This is a genomic window from Halorubrum shenae, from assembly GCF_051194165.1.
Lineage (GTDB): Archaea > Halobacteriota > Halobacteria > Halobacteriales > Haloferacaceae > Halorubrum.
The window spans coordinates 1-6,794 of record NZ_JBLZNI010000036.1 but is presented as its reverse complement, the minus strand read 5'-3'; the positions used below and the strand labels follow the sequence as shown (position 1 = coordinate 6,794).

Sequence of the window (6,794 nt, the reverse complement as noted above, 5' to 3'; positions counted from 1 at the left end):
AAATCACAGAACGAGTTAGCTTCGCAAAGAAGTGGTGTCAGAACTTCCTTAACTTTCAAAAATTATCTTAGTCATTATGCGTCTCGTGAGCCAATCAGAACTCATAGAGTTCTGATGACGTGAAATGAATCTGATACTCCCCGCAACAGACCACGAGCGATAGTAACCTGACTCCCCACCAGCCGTAGAATTTATAAATAAATAGATCAAAATGTGAAACACGGATGGGGGACGTAATTCGGACCGTCAAAGTCAAACTCGACGTGCCCGGCGAGCGGTGCGACGACCTCCATCAGACGAACGATCAGTTCCTCCACTGTGCGAACACGACCGCGGAATGGGCGTGGAGACACCCGAACGAGTACTGTGTCACCTCGAAACAGAAAGCCGAGAACGCGCTCTACGAGCGACTCCGGGACGAAACAGAGTTGACAGCAAATCTCGTCCAGAAAGGGATTCGACGCGCCATCGAGGCCACCAAAAGCGGTGTTGCCCGACTCAAAAAAGGTGAGACCACCAGTCAACCGCACTTCGACGCGTGGAGCGTCGTCTACGACAAGCGAAGTGCGACGTTCCACCGCGATCACGTGTCCCTTTCAACAATAAACGGACGCGTCGAGTGTGAGTACGTGATACCTGACGATCCCGAGGGGACACCGATCGGCGAGTATCTGCTGAACGAGGACTACGAGTTCCGGATGTCCACGCTCCAGTACGACCGCTCGACCGACTCATTCTACCTCCACGCACGAATGCGCCGCACCGAACGCGACGAACACGAGCAGTCCACGGCTGCTTCTGCTGACGCCAAGCACAGAACAGTCCTTGGCGTTGATCTGAACGTGGACGGCTCGCTGGCCGTGACTTCTACCGGTGTGTTCATCGGAAACGCCGACGAGATAAACCATCGACGCCGCGAGTTCGAGAAGACGCGCGGGTCGATGCAACAGGCGGGCACGCGATCGGCTCACCTGTCGATCCAGTCGATGGACGATCGAGAACACCGCTGGATGCAAGATGAACTTCATCGCGCCTCGAACCAGATTCTCGACGAAGCTCGCGACCACGGCTGTACGCATGTCGCGTTCGAGAACCTGACTGACATTCGCGAGCGAATGGCTGGCGTCAAGCGCTTCCACGCGTGGGCGTTCCGGCGCTTGTACGAGTACGTTGAGTACAAAGCCGAAATGCTCGGTATCGAGGTCGAGCAGATAAGCCCGGCGTACACGAGCCAGCGGTGTTCGAACTGCGGCTTTACCCACGAGACGAATCGGCGATCGAAACACCAGTTCGTGTGTCAAAAGTGCGAATACGAACTGAACGCGGACTACAACGCGAGCAAGAACATTGCTCGCAAACTTCTCAAACGTCTCCGCTCGGGGCAAAAGTCTTCGAGTGGAGGCGCACCCTGTCAGTGTGCGCTCAAGTCAGGGACGCTGAACCTGAACGGCGGATTTACCGCCTCCGTCGATTCGACGGCAGAAGGCGAGTCCACTGACAAGCCCACGACTTCAGTCGTGGGTCACTGACTCCGCGCGCCACGCCCCGCCGAGCTCGTCGCGCGTCATCGACTCCGCATCGCCGTCGCGGAACACGCTCACCCGTCCCGTCTCCTCGCTCAGCGTCACGGTCGCCACGACCCCCGGGCGGGTCGACGTCTCGATCGCGCTCATGTGCCGCGAACCCATCCACGGCTCGTAGCTCACGTCGTCGACCAGCTTCGTCTCGCCGCTACGGCTACCCAGGTCCCGGAATCGTACCATCTGCGCCTCGATCTCGCCGTCGACCGCGACGACGATGGCGCCGTCCTGCTCTCGACTCACCGACTCGGCCGCCTCGATAAACTCGTTCTCCGTGAACACCGTCGGACAGCGCTCGCGTGGCCACCGGTTGTCGCCCATCGGGTCGGCGTAGTCGCCGTAGTCGCGGTCGGCGACGACCGCGAAGTAGAGCCCCGGCCCCTTGACGTGGGGCTCGTCCCAGCCGTCGAACGCGACGCTGACGTGTTCGGCGCAGTAGGTCAGGCGGTCGACGATCTCCCGGACCCGCTCGTGGGTGCCGTACTTGATCGCGAGCCCGCTCATTCGGTCTCCTCCGATCGGTGGTTCGTGACGCGAACGCTCATGCGTACGTGAACGAGCGGGACATATATAAGCGGTCCCGAGTCGCGGTCGGTCGCCCGCCGCTTCACCGCCACTGCGTGAACAAGGTCGCGTCGAACCGATCGGCGCGAACGAGTCCGACACCGAACGCGACCGCGACGGCGGCGGGGAGGAGATTCCCGTACCAGAGGTTGATCCCGCCCCAGAGGATCACGAAGCTCACCATGTCGTCGAGCATGAACTCGCAGTCCCGCAGTCGGTCGGCGAGCGTCGTCCCCGCGAACGCGCGGTCGAGCGTGACCACCGCGACCGTCGCCGACAACACCCACCCGGCGTAGTTCGACAGCGGAACGCCGAAGAAGGCGCCGCCGCCGAAGCTCCAGAAGCCGAGCGCGACCGCACCGGGATCGAGCACGACGTCCATCGCGACCACCGCGGCGATCACGGTCGCGAGCCGGAGCCAGCCGTTCGAGGCCCGCGAGCCGAGCAGCAGGAGACAGAGCAGGTACGCGTTCATCACGAGCGGGATGAAGAAGACGGGGAGCGCCAGCGGGACCCCGCTGAGCATCGGTCCGAGGTCGACGACGTACTCGAAGCTGCCGTACGGCCACCCGGTGACGACGCCGAACAGCTCGATCGCGTAGGTGTACGCGATGAGCACGCCGATCCACCCGACCGCACGGCGGTCGAGCGCGGGTAACACCCCGACGACGAGCGGCGACCGCATCACCAGCACGCCGAACAGCACGAACCACGGGTGAAAGGCGAGCGGCTCGGGCACCCACCCCTCCGCGCTGCCGACGAGGGCGATCGCGCCGACGAGCGGGAACAGCACGGCGATCGTGAACCGGTTCTCGCGGACGGTTCGGTCGAGCAGTCGCTCTGCTTCGCCGCGCGTGTCGGGGACGCGAGCGCGGAGCGCGTCGAGCCCCCCCGGCGTCGAGGCGGAAGAGGAGGGGGAGTCGCTCACGCGAGCGCCTCCGTGATCGGGTAGACGCGCCAGAGACCGCCCATCGCCAGCAGGGTGCCGACGGCGGTGTTCAGCGCCGGGAACCACCAGTACGCGCGGTCGACCGCGATCGACGACCGGGCGACCCACGCGACGAAGACCGGGTAGACGCCGAGCAGCAGACCGAGTCGGACGTCGACCGCGGCGAACGCGAACGCGGCGGCGAGCCAGCAACCGAGGCAGTACACGTACGTCCGACTCTCCCCGAGAAGCGTCGCCGTCGTTCGGATCCCGGCGGCGCGGTCAGGCTCGATGTCGGGGATCGCGGAGAAGGTGTGCATCCCCATCGCCCAGAGCCACGCGCCCGTGAGCGCCGCGAGCGGCGGGTGTGTTCCGGCCACGGCGGCGTACGCGGCCGCGCCCGGAAGGACGTATAGCCCGTTCGAGACGGAGTCGAGCAGCGGTGTCGTCTTGAACCGCACCGGGGGGGCGCTGTAGGCGGCGCCGAGCAGCAGGAAGCCGGCGAGGTAGGGCCACGCGACCCGCGGCGTGGCCGCGAACGCGGCGAGGCCGAGCGCGGCCGAGACGGCCACCGCGATCGCGACGAGTCGGTCGCCCCGCCAGCGCGCCTCGCGGCCCTCCTTCTTCGGGTTCAGCTCGTCGATGTCGGCGTCGAAGGCGTCGTTGACGCCGTAGAGGAAGACGTTCGCCGGCACGAGGAAGTACGCGGCGAGCCCGACCGTGACCGGCGTGAACAGCCCGCTCACGTCGGAGATCCCGTAGGTGACGCCGACGGCGACGGGGCCGGCGAGGTACAGCCAGAACCGCGGCCGCGACAGTACCAGCAGGTACCGGAGGAAGTCGGCGGTCGAGCGTCGGCCGGGAGCCGCGGTATGGTCGGTGTCGCTCACGGCACCGATCACGCCGTCTTCGACAGCTCCTCGGCGGTCAGCTGTCCGCTGATGAGACACATCGGGACGCCGATTCCGGGGGTCGTCGTCGACCCCGTGAAGTAGAGCCCGTCGACCGCCTCAGAGCGGTGGGGCGGCCGAAGCAGCGAGGTCTGTCGCAGCGTGTGGGCCAGCCCCAGCGCGCTCCCCTGATAGCTGTTGTACCGGTCGGCGAAGTCGTCGACGCAGAACGTCTCCTCGAAGACGATCCGGTCGTGCAGCTCCGTGCCGGTGTTCTCGGCGATGTCGTCCAACACGAGGTCGCGGTACTCCTCGCGCAGTTCGGGGGTGTCCTCCAGCCCGGGCGCGATGGGGACCAGCGCGAACAAGTTGCTGTGCCCCTCGGGTGCGACGGTGTCGTCGGTCTGGGAGGGCACACAGAGGTAGTAGGCGGGATCGTCTGGCCACGCGGGGTCGTCGAATATCTGCTCGAAGTGGCGGTCCCACCCCGTCGGCAACACCAACGTGTGGTGTTCGAGGTTCGGCACGTCGCCCTCGACGCCGAGGTACAGCAGGAACGCGGAGGGCGCGTACGTCCGCGTCTCCCAGTACTCCTCGCTGTACTGCCGCTTGTGCTTCGGAAGCAGTTCCTGTTCGGTGTGGGTGTAGTCGGCGTCGGAAACGACCAGGTCCGCCAGGTAGCGCTCGCCGTCGGCGGTGTCGAGCGCGAAGCCCCCGCGGCGCCCTTCGATGGCCGTCACCTCGGCGTCGGTGACGTACTCGACGCCGAGGTCCTCGCCGAGCTCGACGATGCCGTCGACGACGGCGCCGATCCCGCCCTCGGGGTAGTAGACGCCCATGTTGTAGTCGACGTGGCTCATCAGGTTGTACAGCGCGGGGGTGTTCGTCGGCGAGCCGCCCAAGAAGACGAGCGTGTACTGCATCAGCTGCTGGAGCTTCGGGTGATCGAAGTACTTCTCGACGTGTCCCTGCATCTTGCCTAACAGGGAGAGCCCCCACGAGTAGCGGAGGACGTCTTTGTCGACGTAATCGCGGAGGCGCGGGCGGTCCTCGTAGACGAAGTGTTCCATCCCGATCTCGTAGGTGCGCTCGGACTCTTCTAAGTAGTCCTCGAACGCCTCGCCCGCGCCGGGCTCGTACTCCTCGAAGAGGGCCTTGTTCGCCTCGCGGTCGGGGAGCACGTCGACCTTGTCGCCGTCCTTCCAGAACACCCGGTAGTGGGGGTCGAGCCGCTCTAACTTGTAGAACTCCGACGGCTCGCGTCCGAAGTGACCGAAGAACCGTTCGAACACGTCCGGCATGAGGTACCACGACGGTCCCATGTCGAACCGGAACCCGTCGGTCTCCAGTCGGCTCGCGCGTCCGCCGAGCTGCTCGTTCTTCTCCAAGAGGGTCACGTCCGCGCCGGCGTCGGCGAGGTAACACGCGGTCGAGAGGCCACCGAACCCGCCGCCGATCACGACGACGGATTCGCCGGCCGCGGCGTCGATGTCCGGGGCCACGTCCATATCCGATCGTAGGATCGGGAGTGGTATAAATACCGGCCAGACGCGGTGGTGGTCGGCACCGCTCGCGCGGAAACTGCAACCGAGTGGCTGAACGCTACCAGACGGAAAACCGGTAGGAGACAGAAGCGACGGAAACGAGAGACCGGTCACTACGGACCGACGTTGCGTCGGCTAAGTCAGCTGGATCGACCGGGTCGGCTGTGTCGGCTGGATCGGCTGGATCGGTTGATCAGTGATCGACGTACTCCGACTCCCACTCGGTCCGCGCGTCGATTTCGCGCCGGCCGCGCCGGGTCAGCGTGTAGTAGTTCGTGCGTCGGTCGCGTTGCCCCTTCTCGACGAGGCCCTTCTCGACGAGCGTATCGAGGTTCGGATAGAGCCGACCGTGGTGGATCTCCTTCTCGTAGTAATCCTCGAGTTCGTCTTTGATGGCGAGTCCGTGAGGCTCGTCCAAACCGGCGATCACGTAGAGCAGGTCACGTTGGAAACCTGTGAGGTCATACATGCAACAGTCCGTACATATCTATCCTAAATAAATAAATATACCGTTATAAGAAGTTGCTATCTCTCTGTCACCGCCCCCTTGATCCGCATATGTACCGGGATCCGTTCTGTCAACGGAGCAACTGTGAGACTCGTCTACTCGCGATTGAGCCGCTGGCAGTCGTTTCTGCTCTATGATGTGTTCACAACAGGACGAACGGCGGCCGTCACGTGCGACGACGGGGCTATCGCTCTTGGGTGTTAGCAGTCGTCGGAAAGAGGCACGCCCGACGCGGAAAAAAGCCGCGTCAGGCCTGCCATTGGTCCCCGCTGACGCTTCGGCCCTCCAGACGAAGCGTCACATAGTTGTAGCGGGTACCGGTTGATAAAGCTAACGAGCGCGCGCTACATGTGTTCTTCTTCTAACACCCAGCCGATCGCGCGCTTGTAGTGGGTGAACAGCTCCTCGACGCCGCGGTGGTTCATTTCCTCGTCATCGAGCTGCTCGCGGAGGAACTCGTACTGCTCGCGAATTTCGTCTTCGGAGCGCATGGGCGTGGATACGGTTCGTACCGGGATAGTGTTGTGGCCGCGAGCGATCGCCTCGTGAGGTTTTGACACACTCTCGTTTCAATCCAGAAGACGACCACTATCGCCGCCGGCTGCCCGTGGCGCCGTGCGCCACGCTGCTTACGTCGCCTGCGCCGCCCTCCCGCTGGGGCGTTGGAATTATAAAAAAACAAGGAGAATACCTGACCCTTTACGGTCAGGATGAATCCGACAACGCCTCCACAATCCACCATCGATGGCAGGGCCGGATATTCCACCGTTCTCAACCCGG

The 6,794-nt window shown here is 63.9% G+C and carries 7 protein-coding genes; 1 reads left to right on the top strand and 6 read right to left on the bottom strand.

All coding sequences use genetic code 11. The features are described 5' to 3' along the window. The first annotated feature begins 224 nt into the window (after window positions 1-224). Entirely contained in the window at window positions 225-1,529 is a 1,305-nt protein-coding gene (locus ACNS88_RS17440; protein WP_435100578.1) for an RNA-guided endonuclease InsQ/TnpB family protein, read from the top strand. On the opposite strand, the gene ACNS88_RS17435 is transcribed toward ACNS88_RS17440, so the two are convergent. From ACNS88_RS17435 to ACNS88_RS17410, 6 genes are all read right to left on the bottom strand, one after another. Beyond that, a complete protein-coding gene (locus ACNS88_RS17435) occupies window positions 1,512-2,084 on the bottom strand; it encodes a diadenylate cyclase (RefSeq protein WP_435100575.1) in 573 nt (190 codons plus the stop codon). The genes ACNS88_RS17440 and ACNS88_RS17435 overlap by 18 nt on opposite strands. Before the next feature lie 103 nt (window positions 2,085-2,187). Continuing rightward, window positions 2,188-3,072 (bottom strand): bisanhydrobacterioruberin hydratase, encoded by an 885-nt coding sequence (gene cruF, locus ACNS88_RS17430; RefSeq protein ID WP_435100572.1) that lies wholly within the window; start codon window positions 3,070-3,072, stop codon window positions 2,188-2,190. Next, window positions 3,069-3,971 carry a prenyltransferase gene (locus ACNS88_RS17425; RefSeq protein ID WP_435100582.1) on the bottom strand — a complete coding sequence of 301 codons (903 nt, stop codon included), beginning with the start codon at window positions 3,969-3,971 and terminating at the stop codon, window positions 3,069-3,071. The genes cruF and ACNS88_RS17425 overlap by 4 nt, the downstream gene beginning before the upstream one ends. Further along, window positions 3,971-5,470, bottom strand: coding sequence for a bifunctional phytoene desaturase/3,4-desaturase (crtID, locus tag ACNS88_RS17420; RefSeq protein WP_435100569.1), 1,500 nt, complete (start codon window positions 5,468-5,470; stop codon window positions 3,971-3,973). Before crtID ends, ACNS88_RS17425 begins: the two co-directional genes overlap by 1 nt. A 229-nt stretch (window positions 5,471-5,699) precedes the next feature. Continuing rightward, on the bottom strand, window positions 5,700-5,975 hold the full coding sequence (locus tag ACNS88_RS17415; RefSeq protein WP_435100566.1) for a PadR family transcriptional regulator: 276 nt from the start codon (window positions 5,973-5,975) through the stop codon (window positions 5,700-5,702). Window positions 5,976-6,358: 383 nt separating this feature from the next. Continuing rightward, window positions 6,359-6,505, bottom strand: a complete 147-nt coding sequence (locus tag ACNS88_RS17410; RefSeq protein WP_435100563.1) for a DUF8555 family protein — start codon at window positions 6,503-6,505, stop codon at window positions 6,359-6,361. Window positions 6,506-6,794 lie beyond the last annotated feature (289 nt).

Excerpts from the sequence above, each read along its gene's own strand:
- ACNS88_RS17440 (WP_435100578.1), top strand. The coding sequence starts at position 225 with ATGGGGGACGTAATTCGGACCGTCAAAGTCAAACTCGACGTGCCCGGC.
- ACNS88_RS17435 (WP_435100575.1), bottom strand. The coding sequence starts at position 2,084 with ATGAGCGGGCTCGCGATCAAGTACGGCACCCACGAGCGGGTCCGGGAG.
- crtID (WP_435100569.1), bottom strand. The coding sequence starts at position 5,470 with ATGGACGTGGCCCCGGACATCGACGCCGCGGCCGGCGAATCCGTCGTC.
- ACNS88_RS17415 (WP_435100566.1), bottom strand. The coding sequence starts at position 5,975 with ATGTATGACCTCACAGGTTTCCAACGTGACCTGCTCTACGTGATCGCC.
- ACNS88_RS17410 (WP_435100563.1), bottom strand. The coding sequence starts at position 6,505 with ATGCGCTCCGAAGACGAAATTCGCGAGCAGTACGAGTTCCTCCGCGAG.